Origin of the sequence: Streptomyces sp. NPDC050636 (assembly GCF_040654775.1) — a bacterium.
Classification (GTDB): domain Bacteria; phylum Actinomycetota; class Actinomycetes; order Streptomycetales; family Streptomycetaceae; genus Streptomyces.
Window position 1 is genome coordinate 1 of the sequence record NZ_JBFAIP010000232.1, and the last position, 3,002, is coordinate 3,002.

Here is a 3,002-nt window from a genome sequence, read left to right on the forward strand (position 1 = left end):
GCGAGTTGACCACGAACTTCATCGGAGACGCCCATACCAGACCAACGAGCCGAATCACGTGAAGCAACACGTTGATTCTCTGCGAGCCCTTAGTCAGGGCTCCGGCACCGAAGAGGATCAGCATGTGATTCGCCGTAACCGCTTAGCCCGTTGCCGTGCGCGGGCGCCTGGTGCAGCGTCAGCGCCCCGTATTTCGCCATGAGTTGCAGCAGTTCCTCGTCCATCCTGTACTGCCGCCTGTCTCGCGGGGCTTCACTCGTGCCCTGTGCCGCACCCGTCAGGCCCCTGCCGGCTTTGGTCGGGATGCGGCAGAGGGGACCGTCGACGTGGTTTTCCCGGTGGTGAGGGGCCCGCAGGGTGCAGGGATCGGTCGGAATTCACGATGGGTGGCCGGGTGTGGCAGGCGGCCTTGACTTGCATTGGTCAGGGGGTGGCCGGTTCCGGTATCTGGGCTTGGTGGTGGTCGGTGGCCAGCATGGGGTAGTCGGTGTAGCCGGTCTCGCCGCCCGTGTACATCAGGCCCTGATCTCGGACCGGATTGAGCGGTGCGCCGATGCGCAGCCGTTCGACCAGGTCGGGGTTGGCCAGGAACCCACGGCCGAGGGAGATCAGGTCGGCTCCCGCGGCGAGCAGCCGCTCGCTCGCGTGCCTTCCGCCGTCGGCGGGCAACGGTCCTCCCCACCCCAGATTCGGATTGGCGATCAGAGTGCCCGGCCAGCTTTTCCGGATGTTCTGGAAGAGGGGCTGGTCCGGATCGGCGAAGACGATGTGCAGATAGGCCAAGCCGGTATCGGCCAGTGCATCGATGAGCGCCGGGTAGATGCTCTCGGTGTCGCCCTCGTCTATGCCGTTGACGGTGAGTCCGGGGGCGATCCGCACGCCTACCCGCTCGGGGCCGATCGCATCGGCGACGGCTTGGATCACCTCGACCGCGAACCGGATGCGGCCGGCCACCGGGCCGCCGTAGGCATCGGTGCGGTGGTTGGTGCCCCGTGCCAGGAACTGGTGCAGGAGGTAGCCGTTGGCGGCGTGCACCTCCACTCCGGCAAAGCCCGCGTCGATGGCGCCTCGGGCGGCAGCGGCGAAGTCGGCCACAGTGGAGTGGATCTCGTCGATCGTCATCTCACGGGGCACGACGGCAGCCTGGTGCCCGCCGGGGGTGAAGATCGTCTCCGGGAGCGGGACCGGCGACGGCGCAACCGGCGTCAGCCCACTGTTATCGGGGTGGCCGACCCGCCCACCGTGCTGCAGCTGCAGGAACATCCGGCCACCCGCGATGCGCACCGCGTCGGTGACGCGCCGCCACCCGGCCACGTGCGCCTCGTTGTAGATCGCGGCGATGTTGGGGTAGGTCTGCCCCACTGCGTTCGGTGTGGAGGCCTCGGCGATGATCAGCCCCGCGGAGGCACGTTGCGCATAGTAGGTGGCCATGATCGGTTGCGGGACACCGTCGGCTGCGGCGCGGTTGCGGGTCATCGGGGCCATCACCAGGCGGTTGGGCAGGCGCAGAGCGCCGAGGCGGGCGGGTTCGAAGAGGCGGGAGTCAACCGGTGTGTTCGTCATGCCGATACGGTAGAAGTTGACATCAGTGTCAGGTTCAAGTCCTGAGTTGCATGCGAGGTGGGGAATGCGGATCGGTGAACTGGCTCGGCGCAGTGGGGTGAGCGAGCGTTCGCTGCGTTATTACGAGACGCAGGGGCTGCTGAGGGCCGAGCGCACTCCAGGAGGCCACCGCGACTATGGCGAGTGGGCGGTCGACCGCGTCATCCGCGTCCAGGCTCTCTACGCCGCAGGGCTGAACAGCAAGAAGATCGCGCAGTTGCTCCCCTGCATGCGGGACGCAGACGGCGGACCGAACGAGATCGCCACTCCACGGCTGGTCAACGAACTCAGCGCGGAACGGGACCGCATCAATCGAAAAATCACCGACCTGATCCGTTCCCGCGACGTCCTGGACGAAGTCATCGATACGGCTTTGTCGACGTGAACGTCTCCGCCGACTCCCGCGCCGGCGTCACATGGGTAAACCGCGGATAGCGGTCCGATCGAGCGACGCGCAACCCCGAGACCGCTATCAACACGACGGCGATCACCGGGACGGCAGCGTTCAGCCCACGGCTCTTTGCCTGGTTCTGGTTCCGCTTCGAACGAAGTGCCTGACCATCGGGGCGAATCTGGACAGACGATGTTCCACCGAGGTTCGGTCAGGGCGGGGACTGGCAGAAGCAGGCGCGCTACTTCGCGCGCCGAGCCGTTCTCGGGGCGAGGCTCTCACCAAGGGCCAGGAGGAGCTGGCGAGGGCGGTGCGTGAGGCCGGGCTGTTGGCGCAGGTCAGGCGGCTCTCAGCGGGTGCAGGCACGTTAGGCACGTCTACGAAGTGGTTTGGTCGAACCACTTCGTAGACGCTCGTTCGGGCGCGTCGGTGTGCCACTCGGAGACGTCTTCTCGGGACCCGCGATAACGGCGGCGACGAGGAACACCCTCCCGCCTCCGGGGCGTTGAGGACTGTTCCGGCGTATCCACTGCCGGGCCGTCTTGGGCGGGGCGCTGCTCAGGTTTCCTCTTCGGCGATGCCCGGGTTCGGCAGAGTCCACCGGGATCCAACACGGTTAGCGCGCCTCAGACGGCTGTCGTCGGCTTATTCCGGGCCTCCTCCAGCAGGCGCCGGCAGGTTACGCACAAGGGGTTCTCCGGGGCGTCGCGGGTGTGCGGTTCGACTTCACGCAGTTCAGAAGTGGTCAGGACGGCCATGACGGCAGGAGGGTGTCCGGGGATCGACGATCGGCGACCGCCGGCCTCGCGGTCGGTGGCGGCTGGCCAGGGCCGCGCCGGGCGCGGCCGGACATGGGGCGGAGACAGCCGACAGCACGGTGCGGTTGAAGGTCGTCGGTGGGCGCCGGTCGGCCGGCGGCTGGGTGGCGTGCGTGCGGAGCCGTCCGTCGGGCGGCTCCGCCGATTGGGCGTCGGGTTGAAACGGGGATTTTAAAAATTTTTTTTTTGTA

Annotated in this window: 3 protein-coding genes; 1 reads left to right on the top strand and 2 read right to left on the bottom strand. The window is 67.2% G+C overall.

Annotation, left to right across the window (positions count from 1 at the left end; all coding sequences use genetic code 11):
- Window positions 1–423: 423 nt before the first annotated feature.
- Entirely contained in the window at window positions 424–1,563 is a 1,140-nt protein-coding gene (locus tag AB0I10_RS40870) for an alkene reductase (RefSeq protein WP_363157811.1), read from the bottom strand.
- A 64-nt stretch (window positions 1,564–1,627) separates the two neighbouring features.
- Here AB0I10_RS40870 and AB0I10_RS40875 point away from each other — a divergent pair, with 64 nt between their 5' ends.
- The gene (locus AB0I10_RS40875) at window positions 1,628–1,987 is read left to right on the top strand and encodes a MerR family transcriptional regulator (protein ID WP_363157812.1); all 360 of its coding nucleotides are present in this window, start codon (window positions 1,628–1,630) and stop codon (window positions 1,985–1,987) included.
- A 741-nt stretch (window positions 1,988–2,728) separates the two neighbouring features.
- Here AB0I10_RS40875 and AB0I10_RS40880 read toward each other — a convergent pair.
- On the bottom strand, window positions 2,729–3,002 hold a 274-nt coding region (locus AB0I10_RS40880), incomplete at its 5' end, for a hypothetical protein (RefSeq protein WP_363157813.1).

What these genes read in the sequence shown, in the direction of transcription:
- AB0I10_RS40875 (WP_363157812.1), top strand. Translation starts at nt 1,628, where the DNA reads ATGCGGATCGGTGAACTGGCTCGGCGCAGTGGGGTGAGCGAGCGTTCG.
- AB0I10_RS40870 (WP_363157811.1), bottom strand. Translation starts at nt 1,563, where the DNA reads ATGACGAACACACCGGTTGACTCCCGCCTCTTCGAACCCGCCCGCCTC.